This window comes from Vibrio sp. 1874 (assembly GCF_033344395.1).
Classification (GTDB): domain Bacteria; phylum Pseudomonadota; class Gammaproteobacteria; order Enterobacterales; family Vibrionaceae; genus Vibrio; species Vibrio alginolyticus.
In genome coordinates this window covers 58,325-83,292 of sequence record NZ_JAWPOR010000005.1, presented here as the reverse complement: position 1 = coordinate 83,292, position 24,968 = coordinate 58,325, and the positions used below count along the sequence as shown (strand labels likewise).

23 protein-coding genes are annotated in these 24,968 nt (G+C 39.0%); 16 read left to right on the top strand and 7 right to left on the bottom strand.

The genetic code is table 11. The features are described 5' to 3' along the window. Positions 1-2: 2 nt before the first annotated feature. The 7 genes from R8N46_RS12280 to R8N46_RS12250 form a co-directional block, all read right to left on the bottom strand. Entirely contained in the window at positions 3-722 is a 720-nt protein-coding gene (locus tag R8N46_RS12280) for a glycosyltransferase family 25 protein (RefSeq protein WP_043035972.1), read from the bottom strand. Beyond that, positions 722-1,705 carry a lauroyl-Kdo(2)-lipid IV(A) myristoyltransferase gene (lpxM, locus tag R8N46_RS12275; protein WP_318098407.1) on the bottom strand — a complete coding sequence of 328 codons (984 nt, stop codon included), beginning with the start codon at positions 1,703-1,705 and terminating at the stop codon, positions 722-724. Before lpxM ends, R8N46_RS12280 begins: the two co-directional genes overlap by 1 nt. A 126-nt stretch (positions 1,706-1,831) precedes the next feature. Then, positions 1,832-2,773: an ADP-glyceromanno-heptose 6-epimerase gene (rfaD, locus tag R8N46_RS12270; RefSeq protein WP_318098408.1), complete on the bottom strand. Its 942-nt coding sequence runs from the start codon at positions 2,771-2,773 to the stop codon at positions 1,832-1,834. Between the two features lie 141 nt (positions 2,774-2,914). Further along, on the bottom strand, positions 2,915-5,113 hold the full coding sequence (locus tag R8N46_RS12265; RefSeq protein WP_262647396.1) for a YjbH domain-containing protein: 2,199 nt from the start codon (positions 5,111-5,113) through the stop codon (positions 2,915-2,917). 2 nt (positions 5,114-5,115) lie between these two features. Continuing rightward, on the bottom strand, positions 5,116-5,877 hold the full coding sequence (locus R8N46_RS12260; RefSeq protein ID WP_262647395.1) for a capsule biosynthesis GfcC family protein: 762 nt from the start codon (positions 5,875-5,877) through the stop codon (positions 5,116-5,118). Beyond that, positions 5,874-6,548: a YjbF family lipoprotein gene (locus tag R8N46_RS12255; RefSeq protein WP_318098447.1), complete on the bottom strand. Its 675-nt coding sequence runs from the start codon at positions 6,546-6,548 to the stop codon at positions 5,874-5,876. Before R8N46_RS12255 ends, R8N46_RS12260 begins: the two co-directional genes overlap by 4 nt. 73 nt (positions 6,549-6,621) lie before the next feature. Continuing rightward, entirely contained in the window at positions 6,622-6,846 is a 225-nt protein-coding gene (locus tag R8N46_RS12250; protein ID WP_020904330.1) for a hypothetical protein, read from the bottom strand. A 642-nt stretch (positions 6,847-7,488) separates the two neighbouring features. Here R8N46_RS12250 and R8N46_RS12245 point away from each other — a divergent pair. The 16 genes from R8N46_RS12245 to R8N46_RS12170 all read left to right on the top strand — a co-directional run bounded on the left by R8N46_RS12245 (position 7,489) and on the right by R8N46_RS12170 (position 24,266). Then, complete coding sequence (locus tag R8N46_RS12245) at positions 7,489-8,004, top strand: porin family protein (protein ID WP_318098409.1); 516 nt, start codon at positions 7,489-7,491, stop codon at positions 8,002-8,004. A gap of 66 nt (positions 8,005-8,070) precedes the next feature. Next, on the top strand, positions 8,071-10,752 hold the full coding sequence (locus tag R8N46_RS12240; RefSeq protein ID WP_318098410.1) for an SLBB domain-containing protein: 2,682 nt from the start codon (positions 8,071-8,073) through the stop codon (positions 10,750-10,752). 302 nt (positions 10,753-11,054) lie between these two features. Continuing rightward, positions 11,055-12,017 (top strand): Wzz/FepE/Etk N-terminal domain-containing protein, encoded by a 963-nt coding sequence (locus R8N46_RS12235; protein ID WP_318098411.1) that lies wholly within the window; start codon positions 11,055-11,057, stop codon positions 12,015-12,017. Between the two features lie 219 nt (positions 12,018-12,236). Beyond that, positions 12,237-13,310 carry a dTDP-glucose 4,6-dehydratase gene (rfbB, locus tag R8N46_RS12230; protein WP_318098412.1) on the top strand — a complete coding sequence of 358 codons (1,074 nt, stop codon included), beginning with the start codon at positions 12,237-12,239 and terminating at the stop codon, positions 13,308-13,310. Between the two features lie 88 nt (positions 13,311-13,398). Then, the gene (gene rfbA, locus R8N46_RS12225) at positions 13,399-14,283 is read left to right on the top strand and encodes a glucose-1-phosphate thymidylyltransferase RfbA (protein WP_318098413.1); all 885 of its coding nucleotides are present in this window, start codon (positions 13,399-13,401) and stop codon (positions 14,281-14,283) included. Positions 14,284-14,285: 2 nt separating this feature from the next. Beyond that, on the top strand, positions 14,286-15,167 hold the full coding sequence (gene rfbD, locus R8N46_RS12220) for a dTDP-4-dehydrorhamnose reductase (protein ID WP_318098414.1): 882 nt from the start codon (positions 14,286-14,288) through the stop codon (positions 15,165-15,167). Positions 15,168-15,171: 4 nt separating this feature from the next. After that, on the top strand, positions 15,172-15,711 hold the full coding sequence (rfbC, locus tag R8N46_RS12215; protein WP_318098415.1) for a dTDP-4-dehydrorhamnose 3,5-epimerase: 540 nt from the start codon (positions 15,172-15,174) through the stop codon (positions 15,709-15,711). Continuing rightward, a complete protein-coding gene (locus R8N46_RS12210) occupies positions 15,704-16,948 on the top strand; it encodes an oligosaccharide flippase family protein (RefSeq protein ID WP_318098416.1) in 1,245 nt (414 codons plus the stop codon). The genes rfbC and R8N46_RS12210 overlap by 8 nt, the downstream gene beginning before the upstream one ends. Next, positions 16,945-17,928 (top strand): CapA family protein, encoded by a 984-nt coding sequence (locus tag R8N46_RS12205; protein ID WP_318098417.1) that lies wholly within the window; start codon positions 16,945-16,947, stop codon positions 17,926-17,928. Before R8N46_RS12210 ends, R8N46_RS12205 begins: the two co-directional genes overlap by 4 nt. Beyond that, complete coding sequence (locus tag R8N46_RS12200; protein ID WP_318098418.1) at positions 17,922-18,797, top strand: ATP-grasp fold amidoligase family protein; 876 nt, start codon at positions 17,922-17,924, stop codon at positions 18,795-18,797. The genes R8N46_RS12205 and R8N46_RS12200 overlap by 7 nt, the downstream gene beginning before the upstream one ends. A gap of 1 nt (position 18,798) precedes the next feature. Then, entirely contained in the window at positions 18,799-19,866 is a 1,068-nt protein-coding gene (locus R8N46_RS12195) for an EpsG family protein (RefSeq protein ID WP_318098419.1), read from the top strand. Then, positions 19,856-20,635, top strand: a complete 780-nt coding sequence (locus tag R8N46_RS12190; protein ID WP_318098420.1) for a glycosyltransferase domain-containing protein — start codon at positions 19,856-19,858, stop codon at positions 20,633-20,635. Before R8N46_RS12195 ends, R8N46_RS12190 begins: the two co-directional genes overlap by 11 nt. A gap of 7 nt (positions 20,636-20,642) precedes the next feature. Then, complete coding sequence (locus R8N46_RS12185) at positions 20,643-21,473, top strand: ATP-grasp fold amidoligase family protein (protein WP_318098421.1); 831 nt, start codon at positions 20,643-20,645, stop codon at positions 21,471-21,473. Between the two features lie 9 nt (positions 21,474-21,482). Further along, positions 21,483-22,373 carry a glycosyltransferase family 2 protein gene (locus R8N46_RS12180; RefSeq protein ID WP_318098422.1) on the top strand — a complete coding sequence of 297 codons (891 nt, stop codon included), beginning with the start codon at positions 21,483-21,485 and terminating at the stop codon, positions 22,371-22,373. Beyond that, positions 22,366-23,451 carry a CapA family protein gene (locus tag R8N46_RS12175; protein WP_318098423.1) on the top strand — a complete coding sequence of 362 codons (1,086 nt, stop codon included), beginning with the start codon at positions 22,366-22,368 and terminating at the stop codon, positions 23,449-23,451. Before R8N46_RS12180 ends, R8N46_RS12175 begins: the two co-directional genes overlap by 8 nt. After that, entirely contained in the window at positions 23,448-24,266 is an 819-nt protein-coding gene (locus R8N46_RS12170) for a glycosyltransferase (RefSeq protein WP_318098424.1), read from the top strand. Before R8N46_RS12175 ends, R8N46_RS12170 begins: the two co-directional genes overlap by 4 nt. Positions 24,267-24,968 lie beyond the last annotated feature (702 nt).

Sequence of the window (24,968 nt, the reverse complement as noted above, 5' to 3'; positions counted from 1 at the left end):
GTTTAATCCGGTGCTCTCATAGAAAAGTCTTTTATTTGTTCATAAAGCCTAAAAGACTCAATATAAAGCTTGTCGATAAGAGTTATACCTTGTTTGTTCTTCCTTGAGCTGCCAATAGTTGAGTCTATTTTTGCTCGAACAACTAAATCAGGTTTGAGACAGTATGTGAAAATACCGTGTTTATATGGTTTTTCCATATAATCATCGACAGGCTCGATAAACTGAGCAGCATTGTGAATGAATGACTGTGCAGCTTTTGGTGAAATGATATAGCCCATAATTCCACACGTTCTTCTGTAATAACGGATGATTTTTATTTTTGAATCAAAAGCTTTGATGTTTTTATACTTCTTTGGGCTTGTTGCGCATAGCTTTAAAAAATCGAACTCAACCGCGATCTTTGGCAGATGTTTAAAGTACTCAAAAAATTCATCAGTAAGATCACAGTTATCTTCTAATATCAACAAAGGAGCACTGGATTCAGCTGCGATCTGCCAAGCTTGAAGGTGGCTGGAAAAACAAGCAACTTCGCTATCAACAAGTTTATAACCAAATCTTTTTTTTGTTAGTTGATCGTTTCTACGTTCAGATAAAGGGAAGTTTCCTTGTTGAGCGTCAGCGGCATCCAAAAAGCTAAACTCTATTCCTGACGCTTCTAATTGTGATGCAATACGCTCTCTTCGTTCGACAGAGCGCTTTAAACTGATAACTATGACTTTCATTACACTTTCCAGTCGCTGTTATATCTTGGTTTAAACAAATTGTAATAGTTACTGCCGTCTTCTTGAGAGTGCAGCAACTGCAATACCCACATATATTGTTCGGGTTTATCACCGACAAAGTATTCAATGGTTTCATTACAGGTACGAGCGTCTTGCTCTTCGCCTTTATCCAGCTCAAACGCCGGTAAAATCTCAATATCAAACGTACCATCTTCAGTGTTCATCGACGCAAATAGAGGCAGTACTTTTGAGCGTGATAGTTTCGCAATTTTGCCTAAACCAGGTAGTGTTGCTTTACGTGTAGCAAAAAAATCTACAAACACACTATGCTCTGGGCCGTGATCTTGATCGGGTAGATAATACCCTACATAGCCATCTCGAATGGATTTCAGAAAAGGCTTAATGCCACCTGAGCGTTCATAAACACGACCACCGTATTGGACTCTTTGCTTGTGCATCAGCCAGTCAGCAACATCATTCTTTTGTTTCTTCGCCATTGCAGACACTGGCATTCCCATTGAAGCGAGCAAGATAGCAGGCACATCAATTGCCCAAGAGTGGGGAACCACTAAAATCACATTTTCGTTGTTATCAATGTGCTGTCGTAAAATGTCTAGGCCGCGAATTTGGCAACGGTTCTGAAGCCACTTTGGTGAGCGTAAACTTAGTAACCCGAAGCGAAAAAAGAACATGGCTGCTGTGTAGAGTGTTTTTTCTATCAAAGCTTCACGTTCTTGGAACGACTTTTCCGGAAAACACAGCTCAAAGTTCACCCTCGCTCGGTGAGCTGGACCTTTGTGGGATTTAGACAGTTTTTTGGCTATGGTTTTCGCCAACCACTTTTGTAAACCCAGTGGCATTAATGATAAAGGTAAAAATAAGATAACACCTAGCCACGTGCCCCAGTACTTAGGCGACAGAAAGTGGCGCTTAAACTCAGGGTTATATGCTTTGGGGTCGAAGTCATCACGTTTTATGGTCATGGCGTGTCTAGTTACCTATTCGTGTACGGGCGAAGTGGTTTAAATGAGAAAAAGATAGTTAGGAATGATACAGGCAATTGCACTTGAGTAAAGGTGGCAGGTTATGGTTCTACCACCTTGTGGTGCTTAACTGTTTTGGATAGTTAAGTATTCGGCAACGCCTTCTGCAACTGTCTTGAATTCAACATCACAACCTGCGGTGCGCAGTTTGGTCAGATCCGCTTGTGTGAATTCTTGGTAAGCGCCTTTTAGGTGCTCAGGGAATGGGATGGTTTCAATTTGGCCTTTGCCATGATGCTTGATAACTGCTTTTGCTACCTCTTCAAAAGATTCAGCACGGCCAGTACCACAGTTAAAAATGCCTGATACGCCGTTTTCTAAGAACCACAGGTTAACTTTACATACATCACCAACGTAAACGAAGTCGCGTTTGAATGATTCGCTGCCCGCGAACAATTTAGGATTTTCACCTGCGTTAAGTTGGTTGTTTAGGTGGAACGCAACTGATGCCATGCTACCTTTGTGGTCTTCACGTGGGCCATATACGTTGAAGTAGCGGAAGCCAGTGATTTGAGAAAGGGTCTCACCATGTTCTTCAGCGTCTTGCCATAGGCGACGAACGTAGTTATCAAACTGCTGTTTCGAGTAACCGTATACATTCAGTGCGCCTTCGTATTCGCGTTCTTCAACGAAAGTCTCTGTATCGCCGTAAGTGGCTGCTGAAGAAGCGTATAGGAATGGAATCTCGCGATCTAAACAGTAATGCAGCAGCTCTTTAGAGTACTCGTAATTGTTTAGCATCATGTACTTACCATCCCACTCAGTCGTTGCAGAACAAGCACCTTCGTGGAAAATTGCCTCAATCGGACCAAAATCATCGCCCGCCATAATTTGGGTCAGAAAGTCGTCACGATCCATGTAATCTGTGATGTCCAGATCAACTAAGTTCTTAAACTTTTTGCCATTTTTTAGGTTGTCGACAACCAGGATATCGTTAATACCAGTTTCGTTTAGTGCTTTAATAATGTTGCTGCCGATCATGCCAGCACCACCAGTTACGATGATCATAAGACTTCCACCATAGATTAAAATTTTCTCAGGAATTCTAGCAAGAAACAGAAATTAGCGCTATTGGAAGGAAAAGGAAAGGTATAGAGCACTTGGGGGAGGAATAAACAAAAGGGAGCCGAAGCTCCCTCAAGTAGGCTGTTATTTAGCGTTTGACGTATTTGGGCGTTGATACCAAGGATTACGCTCATCCGTCAGCTCAATCAAGCTGTACTTACGACCTAGCTTCTGACCGCCATCGCGAGTCAATGGTTGCCAGCTAAAGAACGCACGGTTGTTGCTTGGCTTAACGGTCATGATGTCGAATGGAATCGAAATGTAGAAGCCTTTAGTAAAGCTACCTTCACCGAATTCGTCAGCCGACAAATCACTGATTGATGCGAATGCACCTGCAATGACACCACTCTTGAACTGTTTAGATACATTCACTTGTGTACCGATATCACCCGCTAGGAACTGACCAACATCAACTTGAATCATCAAATCTTGTAGGAAATCCCATTGAGGGTAGTAATAACCCGACACAAAACCAGTAAAGCCTTTATCTACAACTTGGAACGGACGTCCATATTCTGGCACATTTTGCCATTTCTCATCGTAAACACCGAAGTAACTTTGTGGATCACGTTGAGAAATTAAGTTAACGTCAGCGCCAATCGCCCAGTTAGCTCCTTGTGGTCGGTAAAGAAACTCGGTACCGACTCCGGCAAACATGCTCTCCAGATAGCCCGCGTAGAATTGCTGGTCCATGGTATCTGAATACTCTTGGAACCAAGTTAACTGTAGGTTGGACATGGTTACCGCGTGTTCATTTTGATAAGCACGGAACATGGTACGTACACGAGGAATCGAAGTGCCGTCTGGTGGGGTGACGTAGTTAAACTTGTCGTAGTTGTTGTACCAATCCCAGTATAGCGAGCCACCAATTTCTAGGTTATCTGTCAGCCAGTAAGACGCGCTACCACTTAAACCGACACTGAACAGATAGAACTCTTCTGGGTTGCCTAAGGTCTGAGCCAGTTTTGGTGAAAAGCCCCAATCAAAGCGCTCAAAACCATCGTAAGCAGGTTTACCTTGCGGTTTATCGCTCGAGGTCGATGTTGCATCTTCGATATTTGGATTGATGTAGTTAACTTCTGCAAAGTCACGGTATTTCTCTTTGGAGATAACCGTTTGATCGCCGATCAGACCACGACTGCGTTCATTGATAGTAAAGGTATCAATGTTGTCTGGCATTTCGTTATAAAGGACTGCCGCCGCTTTTTCATGAGCTTCATTGCGATCACGATACTTTTTCTGCTCGCCAACAACTGAAACGGTATTCTCCTCAACGTAGAGTTGGGTATTTTGGTAGCCAGCAATTTTATCCAGCTCCTCGGTAACACGTTCCCAATCTACATCAGACAGTTGTTCTGGTTGCTTGTCTTCAACTTCTGGTGTTGGTGTATCACGCCAGAAAGACGGCATATCATTGAAGTTTGTGTAAAGGCTTACGCCTGCAACTAACGTATCGCCTCGCTCGTAGCTCAAGCGCAAATCTGCCATATGTCCTAAACGATATAGAACACCAAAGTTCCAAGGCGTATGAGGTGCCATGTCTACACCACCACGTACCACAGGGAAATCTTCGCTGTAATCGTTGCTGTCGTATTCAAGCTTAAATCGCAGTGGCGCATGCAAAGTTTGATACTCGACACCACCAAAGAGTGCAGCAGGACCTTTGAACCAGCGTTCAAAATCAACACTACCGCCATTACCTTTAAAGTCTGAAGGGCGTTCACAGAAACTATCGGACAGCTTACAAGCTGGGTTGCTGATGTTGTCGCGCGTACCTAAGTAGCCCCAGCCCATGCCTAAAGTGAAATCAAAGGTACCAAGGTTTGGGTTAGAGTAACGTTTTGTTGCAGCAACAAACTCACCATCAAAAAGACCGGTACCTGCAAAATCACGCACACCAACAGAAAGCTCTGGCAGGTACTCGGATTCTTCTAACAAGCGAACTTTAAAGTCGATTCCCTTGTCGGTGTACTTGGTATCACCCGAAAAGCTCGGATCGTTACTGTAGAAAAGATCGTTCACCATGGTGTAACGAATGGTTGTTTCTAGCCATGGCATCACTTGCAAAGTCACATTGTAAAATAGGTACTCGTCGCTACCGGTAACAGCAAAGTTAAACTCGCCTTCAGGTGCCATACGACCTGTAGGCATCTGCATTAAGCCGACACCACCAAAGTCCATTTGTGATGGTTGCAATGGCGGTGCTTCGAAAGGCATGTCTTGAGCCCACACCAACGCTGGACCCATTAAAGAAAGGGATAAACTGGTTCTGATCAGGTTCATGTTTAGTTCTTCGATGAGGTTGGTTTACGTTGTGCAAGCAGAGCGACAATGTCTTTATCCATTTGTGATGTTTCGAACTCATCAAATGGGATGTACACCAAAGTAAGTGGTGGCAAGTAATATTGAGTGGTTAACCAACTGCCATGGTGAGGATGAATAACCTTGCCATCCGGATAAATTAGGATTGGCGGATAGGAAAGCTCATCAATATCACTTGAACGTAGGTTATCGATCTGTTTATGCAGAGCGACACCCGCTTGGTTTTCTACCGCGTAGACTTTTTCCAAGTTACCCACATACAACACTTTTTCTTCACGTTTTGGTGCACTTAACGCAAGTTGACCTTGTAAAAGTGGGTTATCAAATTTATCTAGACGGATGCGATCAACATCAATGGCCGATAGCACGCGAGGTGCAAACTGGCTTCGTTGGATAAACTTGTAAAATGGGTGCGCAACTAAATTATGTTGAATCATTTGGTTTAACACCGAATTCTTTAAGGCAGTACTTTCTTGCACTGCGGTTTCGGAATTATCAAATAGAGTCACTGCTAAAGGGTATTGCAGGGCGATTTGTTGTTCTTGGGCATGCTTAAGTACGCTCTCTAATCGTGCCGCTTGTTGAAACTGCAATGCTTTGCCTGTTCCGACAAGTTCTATATTGAGCGGTGGTGGGGTGTAATTTTGAGCTTGAACGATAGTAGGTGTCGCCAGAATCGTTGCCGTTAAACTTAGGCTTAATAAAGATAGCAGTCGCTTATTCATGATTTGCTGTACCCTTTCAGAATCGTCAACTCAACAGGCACCATGTTTGGACCTAAGTGTTGACGTGTTTTCACTACTTCACCTTTACCGTTTACCCAGTATTGGTTCTCTACACTTTTTTCTAAGCTGGTAAACGTTACAACCTCGGTATAAACATCAGTAGAGGTAGATGAAGTAGGGGTTATGACGGTTTCTTCACCTTGACGAGAACGTTGGACTTTAGCCGGGAACCCATAACGGTATTTGTCAGCCCAATCGTAAGAAAGAGAATATTGCACAGAGGGCGCTGAGTAGGCAGGAACGTTGCCATAAATGCCTGCTAGATTGGTAGTTTGCAAGCCAATAGTTTTGACGATATGACCGTTCTCGGTTACCACCATTGCTTTGTCTGCACTTACCCACTTTAACTGGGTATTGCCAGTTAATGGGTTTTGCTCGGCAAAGGCTAACACTACGAAGACCTGTTTTTGGTTACCAATTTTTAAGTAAGCACTGGCATAAGGAACTGCTTCAATTTCTTCTGGCGTTAGTTCGACATCGATGTAGTTGCCATAAGCTTCCTGGACTGTAGCGGATACGTCATTAAATTTTTGTGTACAGCCGAAGATTGAGCTCAGTAAAGGTAGGGCAATAAGTAAGCGCATCCATTTTAGCGATAGAAAGGTGTTCATCATTCCCTCATTACAAATAAAATCGCCCTGAATAGATCAGGGCGATTGTTTCGATATCTACAAAACTAAAAAATTATTTAGTTACTGAAGTAGAAGTAGAAGTAGAAGTAGAAGTAGACGTTGAATCGCTGTCTGACGCTGCAACTGCTACTACAGTTACTGCTGCTGCTGCACCTACTGCTACTGCAGTTGTACCAGTTGCAGATGCTGCTGCTGTACCAGTAGTACCAGCTTCAGTCGCTGCAAATGCAGTTGATGCGCTTAAAGCCATAAGAATAGCTAGAGCTGTGTTCTTCATTATTAATCCTTGTATTTCAGATTTTAAAACATCGATGTTTGGTCTGTTTAGAACATACCACTAGTCATTTTAGTTAAAAAACAATCAGCATGTAAATAGTTTCCTATGTGAATTTACCTAACGTTAAAGAAGAATTGTTGCAAAATTGAGAAGAGAGAGCTGCTTAGGTTTGATATTTGTACTGAATCAAAATGCGTCTTCGACTGCGTTATTTCCGGTCACCTCTGAATTTACGCAAACGTTCACATTTTTTACTCAATGCATCCGTAGTTGTGTTCTGTTTTAAGAGGCTGGCAGCCAGTGTTTTTCTCATTCGTGAGAATTTACGAACCATAAACAGAAATCTGAGACGTTTTTGCCCCCTTGCCGTTTTGCGCTAATACATGCATAATTTGCCAGCTTTTGTGTTGCGTTTATAAAAGATTGTTTTTTTTGAACGGTTAGTCGCAAAAGTGAGGCTTAAAAAGAATATTTATATCAATAAACCGAATGAATCGGGAATCAGCGAACAGTGGCTAACGCGTAATGCCGCCGGGCGGTAGCGTGTAAACGCACAAGCGAAATTGAAAAAAGTTAACAGACATTCACTGCGCGCGTCGTTCATAATGTGCAGCGGTCAGTCGACACCCAAGGAACACTTACGTGATTAATAAACGACCATGGCTAGGGGCGTTGAGTGCAATCAGCTTAGGCTTGTGCTCATTTTCTGCCTCAGCAGATTTTTATGCTGGTGCGTTAGTAAGTTACTCTAACGCTGAATATCATCATTCCTCTTCTCCAGTAACCGAGGGAAACCCTTTCCTTCTTCAAGCGCAAGCTGGTTACTTCTTCAATGATTACCTCGCTTTTGAAGCACGTTACGGAACTTCTGTACAACGAGATAGCGGACTTGCAGTAGATAGTCTTGCGAGTGGTTTTATTAAGTTGAATATGCCTGTCTCCGAGCGTGTAGCACTTTACGGACTTGCCGGTTATTCTAGTGTCCAGATCGACCAACAAAATGTAGGCCCTAATAAAGATCAAGGCTTTAGCTTTGGCTTAGGTATGCATTATGCTTTGGACAAGCAGAATGCAGTTATTTTTGAGTTTGTTGATAGCACATCTGAAGACCAGGCACGCTTGAACGCACTTACTCTTGGCTTTCAACACCGATTTTAATTAAAGACCTAGCGCCTAGTTTTGTGGCTAGGATTTTTAACTCCTGACTTTAAATAGCGAATTATCATGCTCAAAGGATATTTCTCGATAGGTGCTTGCATTCTAGCAAGCCTATTTGCGCCACTTACTCATGCGCAGACTCCAACCCCAGAACAAATTCAAATGTTTCAGAACTTGCCAGCAGACCAGCAACAAGCATTGGCGAGTAAGTATGGTATCTCTATTCCTTCCGGCGCTTCTTCTCAGCCAAGTAGTTATCAGAACCCTCAAGTGATTGAGCAACGCCCGGCTGCTAGTAGTGCTATTGAGGCAAAAGCTAACGACTCAGAAGACTCAGGAAAAGGTGAACAAGGTTTAAAGCGTTTTGGTCTAGATTTATTTGCAGGTTCACCGACGACGTTTGCACCAATCAGTGATGTACCTGTGCCTGCTGACTACACGGTAGGAGCTGGTGATGAAATCGTTATCCAACTTTTTGGTAAAGAGAACACAACGCATCGTCTTCGTGTTAATCGTGCAGGCATCATCAACTTCCCTTCCCTTGGTCCTGTTCACGTGGCCGGCATGACATTCTCTAATGTGCGTGATTCTCTAAACCAGCGAGTAAAAGAGCAAATGATTGGTGTGCGCAGCGACATTTCGCTAGGTGAAATGCGCACCATGCAAGTTTTTGTTATGGGTGATGCGTACAAACCAGGTGCTTACACAGTTAGTGCACTAACCACAATCTCTCAAGCGATTTATTACAGTGGTGGCTTTAGTGAGAGTGGTGCCCTGCGTAACGTGCAACTTAAGCGTAATGGTCAGGTTATTCGTAAACTTGATATGTACGACCTGTTACTTAAAGGTGATGCGCGTAACGACATTCGCTTATTACCAGGAGACGTGGTCTTCATCGGCGCATTGGGTAACACGATTTCAATTGATGGTGAAGTAAACCGCCCCGCAATCTATGAAATCAAACCAGGTGAAACCTATAAGCAAGCGATTCAAATGGCTGGCGGTTTTACCGCTAACGCTCATAGCGATCAAATTGAAGTCAAACGTTATGCAAAGAAAGGTGCTCGCGATGCATTAACCCTGAACTTCAGCCAGTCATACGATCAACAGATTAAAGTCAAAGATGGTGATGTGGTTGATGTGCTTAAGAAAAGTGAAGAGCTGACCCGTTACGTACAAATTGAAGGTGATGTCCGTCATCCGGGTTATATTGAATGGAAGAGCGGTCTGCAAATCGCAGATTTATTCCAATCTGTCGATACGTCTTTCAATTCTACAGCCGATGTTAACTACGCTGTTGTTGTACGTGAGATTAACCCTCAACGCGATATTGAGGTTTACCAAGTTAACCTTGCTAATGCGATTCTTTCTCCAACTAGTAAAGATAACTTGAAGCTAAACTCTCGCGATCGAGTCTTGGTATTTAACCGTTTCAATAACGAAGATTTGGATACATTAGCGGATCAAGAAACCGTTACCAAAGCGAAAACCTTAGAGCAGGCTCAACTTCAAGCACAACAAGAGCAATTGAAAGAGCAAGAAGTCATGAGCTCATCAGTGGCGGTGTCTTCTGGCACTCCACTAGAAAAAGATTCAAAACAACCAAAGATCGTGTTCCGTGGCAAAGAAATCACTAAAGATGATTTTGAAGCATTAAAACAAAATACGCGTCGTACGTTGCTTGCTCCTGTGTTGCTTCAGCTTCAACAGCAATCTCGTCTAGGTTTGGCTCCGCAAATTGCCGAAGTCTTCGGTGAGGTAAAACACCCTGGTCGTTACCCAATTACCCCACGTATGACGATTTCTACCTTAATTGAAGCTGCGGGTGGTTTAACTTATAACGCATTCACCATCAACGCCGAGTTAGCACGTACGGTAATTAACAGTAAAGATGAGCGTGCTGTAATTGACGTAGAGCGTATTGATTTGCGCCAAGCCATCAAGGGTAGTTCCGCTGACGATGTCGTTATTGTTGGTCGTGATCGCCTAAACATTCTTGAGAAGCCCAACGTCAAACTACAAAGCACAGTAACACTGCAAGGTGAAGTTCGCTTCCCAGGTACTTATACTGTTCGTCAAGGAGAGACCTTAGGCGAGTTACTTGAACGTGCTGGTGGTCTAACCGAATTTGCGCATCCGCAAGGGGCCATCTTTACTCGTGAGGCTTTACGCCTTAAAGAGCAAAAACTACTAAACCAATATGCCGCAGATATGCGCGCTGAAACCGCGAAGAAGACCTTCCGCGCAGACAGCAATATGAGCTCGGTGATTTCTGACCCAGATAAAACATTGAAGTTTGTTGAAGAGGCTAGCCGCAGTAAAGCGCTCGGCCGTATGGTGGTGCAGCTTAATCGTATTCTTAAAGACGAGCGTTCTGCGGACTTTATGTTGGAAGATGGTGATTTCCTATTTGTACCGACCTTCCGCAACACGGTTTCGATCATGGGTGAAGTTCAAGTTCCAATTACATATCTGCTGGATAACAAACTAGATGTCGATGATTACTTGAACAAAGCCGGCGGTGCGAAAAAACAAGCAGATGAAGACCGTATCTTCGTTGTACGCGCAGACGGCTCGGTTTACAAACCAACGTCAGGTTACTGGTTCGGTAATAACCATGAAGAACTAAAAGCGGGCGATACCATTGTCGTGCCAATCGATACTGACTACCGCGATGCATTAAGCACTTGGACGGCAGCTACACAGATCCTTTACCAAACAGGTGTAGCAATCAACGCGCTGAAGTAATGTATTAATAAGTAACTTTCAGCCGTTGAACAAGGTGTAAAACTCATTAATAGTGAGAGCTTATGTGATTGTTTAAATCGCATGAGCTCCGCTAGTTAGTACGACTAATCTAATGCAATAAATATAGCTGAAAGTACCTTAACGGTATTAGTCACCTTAACAACCTGTCATTCCAGCGAGCCGAAGCGAGACTAGGAATCTAGTTGCTGCATGGCTGAATGTTGAAAGTGAAATTAATCTATCAAGTTTCACCAATCTCTGAGTCCAATATAACGAACCTCAGAGCTTAGGATTAAAGACCAATGGAACCACAAAAAGAACCCAATCCAAACTATCTACCATATCCACCCCAACCTGCAGATGATGAAATCGATTTACGTGAGCTATTTAAAGCACTATGGAAAGGAAAGTTGACTATTATCGCAACAACCTTTGCTTTTGCTGTCGGCTCAGTACTTTATGCCTTGAGCTTACCAAACATCTATAAAGCAGATGCATTGCTTGCGCCAGCAGAAAGTTCTGGTGGAGGTGGTCTCTCAAAAATGGCTGGTCAGTTAGGTGGTCTTGCTGCTTTAGCGGGCGTTAACTTGGGCGCAAGCGAATCCTCGCAAACAGATTTAGCCGTTCAGGTAATGAAGTCTCGTCAGTTTATAGAAGCGTTCATCGACAAGCATGACTTACTTGTACCACTAATGGCAGCAAAAGATTGGGATTTAGCGAATAACAAGCTCATCTTAGATGAAGAGCTTTATAATCCAAACTCGAGGGAGTGGTTGCGTGAGCCTAATGGTCTACGCGGTTCAACCCCTACCGCGCAAGAAGCTTTTGAAGTATTCAATAAAGAAGTACTGAGTATTAGCCAAGACAAAGAAAGTGGTTTATACACCGTTTCAGTAAAATACTACTCACCTTACATTGCTCAGCAATGGGTGAACTGGCTGATTGAAGATATCAACAAAGTAATGCGTGAACGTACGATTGCCGAAACGTCACAAAACCTAGCCTATCTAAATACTCAGCTACAAAAAACCGCTGTAGCTGACATGCAAAGTACCTTTTATAAGCTGATAGAAGAACAAACTAAGAGCTTGATGCTAGCTGAGGTACAGGAAGAGTTTGTTTTTAAAGTGGTTGATCCAGCCGTTGTACCAGAGCTGAAAGACGCCCCTAAGCGAGCTTTAATTTGTGTGTTAGGTACTTTATTTGGTGGAATGTTAGGCATTGCGATTGTACTAATAAGTTTTGCTTTTCGAAGAAAGGATTAGGTAGAGGTTATCAAACAAGCGCTTAGGGTTAATTTTTTGAATGGAAAGATAAAATTAATAAGTTAACTAGCCGAGACCTCAGCATTAGGCCATTTTATTTTGATTTATATATTATTCTGATTGTAAGTAATCAGAGTGATTAAACAAAGACTTTGCAAAAATAAAGTATCTACTTATTAGTAGTATATATTTTAAAGTATATTGGAAGAACAAAAAATTATGAAAATTCTCGTCACTGGCGGTGCAGGCTTTATTGGTTCTGCTGTGGTTCGCCACATCATCGAAAATACATCTGATAGCGTGGTAAACGTAGATTGTTTAACTTATGCAGGTAACTTAGAGTCCTTAGCGGTGGTTGATACCAGTGAACGTTATGCATTCGAGCAAGTGAACATCTGTGATCGTACAGAGCTTGATCGCGTGTTCGCTGAGCACAAACCGCATGCAGTGATGCACTTAGCGGCGGAATCACACGTTGACCGTTCTATAACGGGCCCTGCTGCATTTATAGAAACTAATATTGTTGGAACATACACGTTACTCGAAGCAACCCGAGAGTATTGGCGTACTCTGGATAAGGATGCTAAAGAAGCGTTCCGCTTCCACCATATCTCAACAGATGAAGTATACGGTGACCTTCCTCATCCAGATGAGGTTGTCAGCGGCACCGAGCTTCCAATGTTCTTGGAAACTACACCGTATGCGCCGTCAAGTCCTTACTCCGCGTCTAAAGCATCAAGCGATCACTTAGTTCGTGCTTGGCTGCGTACTTATGGCTTACCGACAATTGTTACCAACTGTTCTAACAACTACGGTCCTTATCATTTCCCAGAGAAACTAATCCCGTTGGTGATTCTCAATGCATTAGAGGGTAAGGACCTTCCTATTTACGGCAAAGGTGACCAAATTCGTGATTGGTTGTTTGTCGAGGACCATGCCCGTGCTCTCTACAAAGTCGTCATAGAAGGTAAAGTGGGTGAGACCTATAATATCGGTGGGCACAACGAAAAGAAAAATTTAGAGGTTGTTGAAACTATTTGCTCAATTCTGGATGTGTTAGTGCCAAAAGAGTTATCGTACGCTGAGCAAATTACTTATGTGCAAGATCGTCCTGGTCATGACCGTCGTTATGCGATCGATTCAAGTAAAATGCAAAATGAGTTGGATTGGACGCCAATTGAGACGTTTGAAACCGGACTTCGAAAAACCGTCCAATGGTATCTTGACAATCAAAAGTGGTGTCAAAATGTCCAAGATGGCAGCTATCAACGTGAACGCTTAGGTATTAACTAATTTCGTTATTTCTTATACATATATTTTCACGTTCTGGAACTTAGAACTTCCTATGTTCTAGAATCTATTGATTTAGGAACTATTTCTAATGAAAGGTATTGTTCTTGCGGGTGGTTCTGGCACTCGTCTTTACCCACTCACTCGCGGCGTCTCTAAGCAACTACTGCCTATTTACGACAAGCCGATGGTTTTTTATCCAATATCAACTTTAATGCTAGCGGGTATCCGCGATATTTTGATTATTACCACACCAGAAGACAATGCTGGTTTTAAGCGCTTGCTCGGGGATGGTTCTGATTTTGGTATCAATTTAGAGTACGCAATTCAACCGAGTCCAGATGGTCTGGCTCAAGCATTTCTTATTGGTGAAGAATTCATCGGTGACGACAGTGTGTGCTTAGTGCTAGGCGATAACATCTTCTATGGTCAATCATTTTCAGACACGTTAAAGCGCGCAGCTGCACGCGAATCAGGTGCGACGGTCTTCGGCTACCAAGTAAAAGACCCAGAGCGCTTTGGTGTAGTGGAATTTGACGACAATAAGAAAGCTGTATCGATTGAAGAAAAACCAACTAAACCGAAGTCAAATTACGCAGTAACAGGCTTATATTTTTACGACAACCGTGTGGTAGAAATGGCTAAGCGAGTGAAGCCTTCGCATCGTGGAGAGCTAGAAATCACAACGTTGAATGAAATGTACTTAAATGACGGTACACTTAATGTGGAGCTATTGGGGCGTGGTTTTGCATGGCTAGATACAGGAACTCATGAAAGCTTACACGAGGCATCTTCCTTTGTTCAGACTATTGAAAATGTACAGGGATTAAAAGTTGCGTGTTTGGAGGAAATCGCTTGGCGTAATGGATGGCTTAGTGATAATGAAATTTTAGCACTTGCTGAGCCAATGATGAAAAATGAATATGGCCAGTATATTTGGCGCTTGATTGCAGATAGTAAAAATAAGGTGAAGTGAAAATGAGAGTTTTAGTTACTGGTTGTAATGGACAGGTTGGACATTGCTTGACAGAAATTCTCTCTAATGCTGAAAATGTTTCATTGCTGTCAGTTGACCGAGAAGAGCTTGATATCACAGTTCAAAAAGCGGTAAGTAATATTGTAAAAGCTTTCAAGCCCACAATAATCATCAACGCAGCTGCACATACTGCCGTAGATAAAGCTGAAGATGAAGTGGAGTTATCATTCGCTATCAATTGCGATGGTCCTAAGTTTCTTGCTGAAGCAGCGCAAGAAGTTGGTGCTGCAATCCTTCATATTTCTACAGATTATGTTTTTGAGGGTAACAAAATCGGTGAGTATGTAGAGAGCGATGTTACTAACCCTCAGGGAGTTTACGGCGCTAGCAAGTTAGCAGGAGAGGTCGCAGTCGCTGAAGCATGTGACAAGCACGTGATTTTGCGCACTGCATGGGTATTTGGTGAACATGGCAACAACTTCGTCAAAACAATGCTTCGCCTCGCTGCAACTCGTAATGAATTGAGTATCGTTGGTGACCAATTTGGTGGCCCGACTTATGCTCGTGATATTGCAAAAGCGCTTGTTGAAATTGCAAAAAAAATATCGAATGGTGAATCAGTAGAGTATGGAATATACCACTATTCAGGACAGCCTCATGTTAGCTGGTATGAGTTTGCCGACACGATTTTTGATAATGCTGTTGATCAAGGTATCTTACGCGATAAACCCAAACTATTTAGCATTACTACTGATCAATACTCGACTCCGGCTAAGCGGCCGATTAACTCGACATTGAGTTCAAACAAAATTACTCATGCTTTTGAAATTGACGCAAGCAATTGGAAAGCCGCTCTAACAAACCTTAAAGCATATGCGGGATAGAGTCATGAAAGTTATCGATACGAACATTCCAGATGTAAAAATCATTGAGCCATCCGTGTTTGGTGATGAGCGCGGTTTTTTTATGGAAACCTGGAACCAAAAGCGTTTTGAAGAGTTAGTTACAGGTAAGCCAACTCAATTTGTGCAAGATAACCACTCTAAATCTAAAAAGGGTATTTTACGAGGTTTACACTACCAAAAACAAAACACACAAGGAAAGCTCGTACGTGTAATAGCTGGTGAAGTTTATGATGTCGCAATAGATCTGAGAAAAGAGTCTCCTACTTTTGGGCAATGGGTTGGAGAATATCTCTCTGCTGAAAATAAGCGTCAACTTTGGATTCCAGAAGGTTTTGCCCACGGTTTTTACGTTACGAGCGAAGAAGCTGAATTCGTCTACAAATGTACAGATTACTACCACCCAGCATCAGAAATTTCTATTAAGTGGGATGATCCTGACTTAAATATAGGGTGGCCAACGTTTAAAGAAACTCCTATTTTGTCAGAAAAAGATAAGAATGGTATACTTTTGAAGAATGTTTGATCAGATCGTAAAGAAAATAAGATCGAATGGTAGAGTGCTAAAGAATATATCCTACCTTGGGCTTATTCAAATTTTCAATTTATGTTTTCCATTTGTCACTTATCCTTATTTGATTTCAAAATTGGGTTTGCATCTTTATGGTGAGGTTATTTTATATCAAACTGCAATAGCTTATGTTAGTATTTTAGTAAATTATGGCTTCAATATATCTGGTGTGAGATTGATATCTAAGTCCAAGTCAGAACTTGAAACGAATAAAATAGTAACAACCATATATCTAATAAAATTATCATTGTTCTTGATTTCAATAATATTTCTCTGTGTATTGTTAGGTGTATATGAAAAAATAAACCACATTTTATTGCTATCATCGTTGACTCTTGTATTTAATGAACTTCTTTTTCCCCAATGGTATTTTCAAGCAAAAGAAAAATTAAAGTTTGTAACATTACTTTCATTTGTAGTAAAACTGGTTTCACTCTTCTCTTTGTTTTTGTTTATCAAGTCGGAATTAGATTATATTTATGTGCCACTAATGACTGGAGTTGGATATTTAATAGTTGGTATTGTTTCATCCTATTTACTCTATAAGAATAAAGTTAGGCTTGTAGCCATTGATTATAAACAAGTGAGGTCTATCTTTACAGAGAGCTCTCACTTCTTTTTAACATCAGCGGTCATATCTATAAAAAATAAGTTTGATATCTTTATTGTGGGTGCGATTATAGGAAAAGAGGCTGTCGCCATATATGATATGGCGTTGAAGATATATAATATATCTTTGATGCCTATAAGTGTTATTAATAATGCGATATTTGCTCACATGGCAAAAGGTAAGAATACTAAATTTCTTAAGTCCACGTTAAAAAATACGTTTTTAGTAAGTATTATAATATGTACAGTAGTGTATTTTATATCACCTGTTGCCATAGAAGTTATGTCAAATGGCAATAGAGTTGATGATATTCATTCTATATTGGCTGTACTGTTGATCTCTATACCTCTATTCTCTGTGGGTTTAACACTTGCACAGAACGGTTTAATAGTGCAAGGGTTTAGCAAATTACACTTACTTGGTATGATATCGACTACAGTTGTGTACTTAACTGGGGTAGGGATTATTTTTGCTATTGGTGTGGAAACTAAGCTTTCTGCATACGCGACATTGACAGTATTGGTGTATTTATATGAAATGCTTTATCGAATATACTTTTGTAGGAAATATAAAATATTATGAAGATAGCTTACACTGGAGATTTAGTTTTACAAGATTCTGAACTTTTTGATTCGGAATATGTCTTCTCTTGTTTTTCAAATGCTTTGGAAGCGAGAGAATGTAGGGAGCTAGTTATTAATCTAGAGTCACCAATAACTGAAGGTTTGAATAAGGTTAAAGATAAAATATGCCTCAATGCGGTAAGTGATACAGTTAAACATTTAAAATATTTATCTCCAACTTTGATTAACTTAAGTAATAATCACATAAATGACTTCGGTAATAAAGGTGTGGAACAAACTATCGAAAGAATTAGCGAGATAGGTTTTGATAGTTTTGGTGTTGGGGGCATTCATGATTGTAAGCATGTATCTATACATAATACACATGTAAACATAGCATATACACATCATAGCGCGGATCTTTCATCACCCTTTCTTAATGCTACCGGAAAACTTTTGGGACCTAAACCCATAGATTTAGAAGAAATCAAAAAATTAAAAGAAGATTATAGTGACAAAGCTATTATTGTCTCAGTACACTGGGGTATTGAAGACATCTCAATACCTTGTCCTGAAGTGGTGGAGCTTGCGAGGAAAATCATTGATGCAGGTGCCGACATTATTTTAGGGCATCATCCGCATATAATTCAGCCTATTGAGGTTTATAAAGGAAAGTACATATTTTACTCGCTAGGTAATTTTTATTTTCCAGATATTAAAGTCAAAACAGATAGGAGTGAATTTTTAAAAAAAACGTCGAAGCATCAAAAAGTAGGCCTGGTAGTAATTATAAGCTTGGATGCAATCCTTGATGTAGATTTGTTGATGGTTTCTTTAAGTGAAAATAAAATTAAAATCGAAGAAGTAACTGCGTCTCAGTTTAAATTTAGACCATGGAAAGTTAAGGTTTTTCCATTTGTATATTTTGCTGACTCAAAAATAAAATTATATAAGTATTATCTAAAGAGAATAAAGGAAAAAGTAGTAAGCTTATGTTAATTGAAGTTTTAAGAAAAATTAGGAATAGCCTTCTTACTGACGAAGCATTTCTACGCAGTGTTTTTAAAAAACACACAGGTTATAAATTAAACCTAAATAATCCTAGGACGCTAAATGAGAAATTACAGTGGTTGAAAATAAACGACCGGAGATCTTTGCTAACTAAATGTGCGGATAAGTATGAAGTTAGACAGTACATTGAAACGAAAATTGGCAAACAATATTTAATTCCCTTGTTGAATGTATTTGAAAGCCCAGAAGAAATTACGTTAGAAAAACTACCAAGTCAACCATTTATCATAAAGGCCAATCATACAAGTGGAACATTTAAGATTGTTAGAGATAAATCAAAGTTAGATATCGAAGAATTGAAGGTAATTATAAGTAGTTGGCTGGATTCGAACTATTATGACAATACTAAAGAGTGGCAATACAAGAACATTAAACCTCTAATTATAGTTGAAAAATTGCTCCTTGATCAGAATGGAAATATACCAAGTGACATTAAGCTTGCTTGTATCAACGGTAAAGTTGAAATAATACACGTGGACTCAAATAAAGAGGTTAAACATCTTAGAAATCATTACGATACAAATTGGAATGCTTTGAGCTTTCGTTGGCCAAGAGAGTACGGCGCTAATAAAGCCATTGAAAAACCCAAAAACCTTAAGCAATTAATTGATTTGGCTGAATTGTTAGCAGAGCCATTTGATTTTGTTCGTGTTGATTTCTATATATTACATGGTAGTATTTATTTTGGAGAGTTAACTTTTCACCCTACTTCGGGGTATGGAAAATTCGAACCATTTGAATATGATGTCAAGTATGGGAAAATATTAAAGTTGACAAAGGCAAGAAACGAGAAGTAACGTGTACATAGATTCACTAATAATATATGCGTGTGTTTTTATTTTTGCTACTTTTCTATCTCGAATTGCAAAAGGTAGGTTTTGGTTACTTTCTGTAATGTTTCTTACACTTTCTTTTGGTTTTAGGGAATTTATAGGTAACGATTGGGAGCAATATGTAAATATTTTCAAAGTTATTAGCTTTTACAAAACGGCGATAACAATCGAGCCTGGTGCGTATCTGATTAATTATATAGCTGGTCAGCTGAGTTTAGAATATGGATACTTTATTGTATTTTTCATATATACTTTCTTAACGTTGATTTTTACATATAAAGCACTTGAATACTATAATTGCCAGTCTTGGTTTGTTCCAGCTGTTTTTCTCACAGGTTTTTTATTTTTCTCAAATAATGCGATAAGACAAGCGTTAGCAGTATCTTTTTTACTTTATTCTTCTAGATATGTATATACATGTCGACTAAAGTTTGTTTTTTTGATGGTTTTGTCTACTTGTCTATTTCATTATAGTTCTTTATTAAGTATTCTGCTAATATTTGTACCTCAAAAAACACACACTCGAACTGTCTACTTCTTAGCTCTTCTGGTTAGCTTTGTTATAAACAAACTATCAGTGGTTAAATATATTTTATTAAGTGTTGTTTCTTTTGTTCCTTATTATGGTTCTATTTATTTAGAAAGGGTCGAGAATTTCACGTCTCAAGAAAAGGGCGTCGGTCTTGTGGTTATCTTTTATTATATGATTGTTGGATTTTGTATTTTCCATAAAGATAAACTAAGAATTGATACATTTAACATATATATATATGGTTCTCTTTTGTTTTTGGCTGGCATCCAGATAGAAATGTGGGAAAGAATTATGATTCCGTATTTCTACTTTATAGTTGTATTTCTATCCGCTTTGGTGTCAAGGACAATCTCTAGGAATTGGTATAGTTTCTTTCTCACATCTCTGCTGTTAGTGGCATTATCATTTCTCGTATGTACACAAATCTTGTATGACACTAATAAAAATAAAGTCTCTCCTTTCTACCATTTGCTTTTGAATAAGGCTAAAGATGAACCGTAAATTGATATATACAGTTATTTTTGGGGACTATGACTCATTGGCTGAGGTTGGTTATGTAAACCCAGATTCCGATTACATATGTATTACAGATAATAGAGACTTGACCTCCAAAACGTGGGATGTACGTTATGTTAATACTGATACTGATACTGATAATGATAATGATAAAGCTCGCTTAAATAGATTGTATAAATTCTTTCCTATGGAGTTCTTTGATTATGAATCTTCTTTATATATAGATGGGAACATTTCGATTACCGGAGATGTGTCATTACTTTTTGATGAATGCCTAAATAAACAGGATATATCTATATCAAAGCATCCTTTCAGAACTTGTTTATACGAGGAGGCTGAAGTTTGTGTTAGAACTGGTAAAGCTAGTAAGAATGACGTCAGCCTACAAATTGAAAAATATCAAAGTGAAGGTTTTCCAAAGGGTTATGGCCTATTTGAAAACAATGTTATTTTTAGGAAACACACAGAAGCAATAGAAACTTTAATGAAAGATTGGCATTTGGAGTTTTCAAATCATTCAAAACGCGATCAACTCAGTTTGTGTTATTGCCTTTGGAAAAATAATATTAAGTGTAACCCTTTTCACTATGGGCCAAGATATACAAATCAATACTTTGATTTTAGATTGCATAAAAAAGAGGAAAATCTTTCCTTTATAAAGCGAATGGCTCTAATAGCTAATGTTAGACAAAAACAGTCCAATGGTTATTTTTTGTTTAACTCATTTTTTTCACTTTTAAAAAGATTCACATGAGTAAGATATGATTATTAATTCTGATTCTATTTTTTCTTTTCTTGCTTCTGCTATAAAGAGAAAGACTTTGCCAAATATAGTCAACCCCTCTTCACTAACAGACAAAGTACTAAAAATTAAAATGTCCCCTGACCATCCTAAAGCTAATTTGAGAGCTTTAGTTTCTGACAGAAAGGCTGTGAGGGAATATATCGACAGTAAGTCCACTGAATGTAAATTAATACCTCTTTTATGGAGTGGTTCAAGGTTTAGTTTAGAGGACTATGAGAATTTGCCTAATAAGTTTGTAATTAAAGCTAATCATGGTTCAAAAATGGTTCGTATAGTTGATAAGTCGGACGCAAGAGATAACTACGAGTCGGTTAGCGCTGAAGTTAATAGCTGGCAGTTTGTTGACTATTATAAAAAAGGGAAAGAGTGGGTTTATAAAAGTATAGAAAGAACATTAATCGTAGAGAAATTCATCGATTTTAAGGATGGTGTGCCTCCGGATTATAAATTTTTCTGTCTCAATGGTAAGGTCTCATTTATTCAAGTTGATCTAGACCGGTTTAACGGACATTGCCGAAATTTGTACAATAGAGAATTTCTTCGCTTACCTGTTTGTTATCAATTTCCAAGTGGTTATGATATCGAAAAACCAATATTGTTTGATCAAGCTTTACGCATAGCCGAAAAACTATCATCAGATTTTGACTTTATCCGCGTAGACTTGTACATACTTGATGATGGTATTTATTTTGGGGAGCTTACTAATTTCCCAGGGAATTGTTTAGAATCTTTCAATCCTAAATCATTTGATTTTGAAATTGGAAGAATGCTAACACTTGAAGAATAAAGGTAACAGATGAAAGTTTACGGTATTATTGTTGCGTATAATCCAACTCAAGCTGAAATTGAGGGGGCCATTTCTAGGCTTGAAAATCAATGCGAACTTATTGTCGTTGTGAACAACTCTGACAATGGAGCTTTGATTGATGAAGTCCCAAATCATAAGGTTATCAACTTTGGTGAAAACCTAGGGATAGCAAAAGCTCAGACCGTGGCAATGGAATGGGCTTTTAACAATGGTGCAGACTTTGTTATTCAGATGGATCAAGATAGTATCTTAGAAGAAAATACGGTACCACGGTTGGTTGAATCGTATGAAAAAGCGTTAGATATTGGTTTGAAAGTAGGAGTAATAGGCCCTCGTCACTTTGATAAAGTGACTAATGAAGTTGATGAGGGGCGTTTAATAAAAGGTAATAGTGTTGATGGTACGGATTTTGAGGTCATTCATGCTACCATAAGTTCAGCTAGCTTAATTCCAAAAGTTGCATATGAGGCCGCGGGTGGTATGGAAGACGGCTTATTTATTGACTCTGTAGATTGGGAGTATTGCTGGCGCCTGAAACAATTAGGCTTTCTAACAATTCGAGTGAATAATATTATGCTTGCCCACAGAGTTGGTAATGGTAAAAAGTCTATAATAGGAAAGCTAGACGTTCGAGTACCAAGTCCGATTCGCCACTACTACCACACTAGGAATCTATTCTTACTAACAAAAAGACAATATGTTCCTCTATACTGGAAAGTGAGTAATTATATTAAGTTGATTTTTAAACTATTCTCGTATCCAATTATATTTCAGGATGGTAATGTTAGATTTAAATATATAGTTAAAGGTATGTGGGACGGAATTAATGGTAAGTACGGACGCATAGATCTAGCGAGTAGGAAACATAAAAATGTGTGATTTGTATTTTGTCGGGGATATATGTGCTGATTCTTATAAAAAGGCTAGTGAGGGTAAATTTACTAAAAGTTATTTATATCATACGTTAAAAAATGGTTATACTATTGGGAATTTAGAAGCACCTGTATTGCATGAAAACTTGGTAGAAAATAAAAATAAGTTTTCTCTTATTAATAAGAATGATTTATCGGGTTATTTTGACTTTTGTAACTTGGTTACTCTCGCTAATAATCATATCTTTGATCAAGGAACAGCTGGTTTTGTGTCCACGACCAATTGGTTAGATGCTAACTCAATAGATTATATAGGAGCTGGTTCTAACTTATTCAATGCTAGAAAGCCCTTCATTAAGGACTTCAATGGTTGTAGAGTTGCTTTCTTAGCCTACAACTGTTTCTCTACAAATTCATCGCATTATGCAGATTTATCCCAGCCAGGGACTTCTCCTCTGATTTTCAACTTTGTACAGAGTGATGTAAAAAGACTTAAAGGTAAAGTGGATAAAGTATTGGTCTTAGTGCACTGGGGGATTGAGAACGAGTTCCAACCTACAGTTGAGCAAACAAGTTTTGCTAGGAAGTTAATTGACTTTGGTGTAGATGGAATAATTGGTACACACCCTCATGTAATACAGTCATATGAATACTACAAAGGTAAGCCAATTTATTATTCGCTAGGTAATTTCATATTCAATGATTTTAGAATTGATGAGAATCAAAACTATTACCAGACAAAGCTAAATAAAGAAGGTTTGATAGTCAAGTGTTTTATAGATAAAAATAAAAACCTGAATTTTTCAGAGCATTTCATTAAATTTGATGAGCATTATAATCCAGTATTTACAGAAAAAACTATTACTCCAGTAAGAAAAAATAATGATGATTTGAAAAAGTATACTAGTCAGGTTGATTATAAGAATAGCTTAAATGATTTAAGTCTCCATTTAAGATTCAATGGAAAAAGCATGCAGGTAGTTTATGAATCAAAGCCTATTAATGGCTATGCAATATTGAAATACGAAACTATGAAGTCAAAAGTAAAAAGATTGATAGTTCATAGTTTGAGAAAATTGTTATGAAGAATGTAGCCGTTATCATGTCGGTATATAAAAATGACACGGTAAAAAACACTAAGCTTGCTATTGATAGTATTGTGTCCCAAGAAAGCTGTCATGTGTATTTATTTATTCAAGTCGATGGGTTGGTATCCGCACAGTTGAGAGATGCACTAGAAGAGTATGGGACTAGAACTAATATAACCATTGACTTTCAAGAGCAAAATAAGGGTCTGGCTTATCAGCTAAATATAGCGATTGAAAGAGTTAAAAAGTCGGGTATTTATTTTGATTATCTTGCCCGCATGGACGCAGATGACATATCTTTGAGCTTTAGGTTTAAAAAACAAATCGAATATTTAGAAAATAAGCCTCAAATAGCAGTGCTTGGATCAGATATTCTAGAGTTCTTCCCTGATGGGCGGGAGCAGTATAAGAAAATGGAAAGCAACCACTCTATTCTTAAAAAAAATATAATAAAGAAGTGTCCTTTGAATCACCCATCGGTTATTTTTAACCTTAATGTAATTTCTATTAATGAAATTAATTACAATGTTGATATGAAGAACACGCAAGATTATTATTTATGGGTTAGCCTCTTAAGTCAGGGATTCATTTTTTCTAATATAAACGAGCCGCTACTACGTTTCAGGGTTGACGCTAATTTTAATAAAAGGAGAGGGCTTTCCAAGCTAAAGAATGATTTGAATGCACGATTATACGCACTAAATAAACTAAAAATACATTCTTTAAAAAACTATGTTTATATACTGCTTCTGGTGTTGTTTAGATTGTCACCATCACCTATAAAAACAATTGCGTATAAGTATTTAAGATAACGTATGCTAACTTTCACAACAGTTCAAGTTGGTTAGTCCTATAAATTGTCGTTTAGAAATAAAGAAACCGAGAGTTAGATTTTTATAAACATAAATAAGTATGTGTTTTTTCATAGAACACATAAGACGTATTTAAACTATAAGTGGGAATTTTATATTTATTCTGTGAATATAAAGAAAACCACAGGTTTACCCGTGGATGAATACCTTTGGAGATGGTACGATGGCTAAATCAATATTACACCTCATCTCTCAGTGTCTATTGCACGAAATATCACATAGTTTGGGTGGCTATGTGCCGTAGGAAAATCCTGAATATTGGTATGTGTAGCTATCAAAGAAAGATTATGCCAAAGTTACTGTGAAGTTTACCTGGCGTTGAGAGCGAGATGTTAGACTTTAATTAGGTCATTTTCAGGTGACGCTTATCCCACTGAAGTACAGTATTTCAAACGTCATCATGAGTAAAATAAAAAGCCAATTGTCGCACCACTTGCAAAAAATGTTCAGTTGATTAACTAAGGGGTACTGTAAAAGAACATTGTTTGGTCACTAGATCACTTTGCCAGTAGCGTAGGCGTGATTAAATAGGCTATAGCGAATTGCGTTAAGCATCAGGGCGAAAAAGATTCTGCTCAACTCCACATGGGCCGTAACAGTAGATACCCAAGTGACAATCTTATTATGAATAGAACTCTCGAT